Here is a 259-nt window from a genome sequence, read left to right on the forward strand (position 1 = left end):
TGATCGTCGCGCGCATTTCGTTGTGTTCCGGGGCGCTTTTGGCGAGCGTTTCGTCGTCGCCCATCACGGCCGCCAGGGCCGGGTAGAAAATTTCTTCCTCCAGTTGCGCGTGAATCTCCAGCGCCGCACAAGTTGAAGTGACGATCGCCTGCTTGCGCCACCAGGGACTCGTCGCGTGATAACGATGGAACGCGGCAAGCGCGTGCATGTGATCGAGGCGGATCATCGCGGTGATGCTCGGGGACATTCTGGACGTATC

Annotated in this window: 1 protein-coding gene; it reads right to left on the reverse strand. The window is 60.6% G+C overall.

What is annotated here, in order from left to right:
• The coding region (locus SB771_RS35480) for a hemerythrin domain-containing protein (protein WP_410722100.1) at positions 1-259 on the reverse strand (259 nt) is incomplete at both ends.

It is taken from the genome of Burkholderia sp. SIMBA_051 (genome assembly GCF_046534915.1).
GTDB lineage: Bacteria > Pseudomonadota > Gammaproteobacteria > Burkholderiales > Burkholderiaceae > Burkholderia > Burkholderia ambifaria.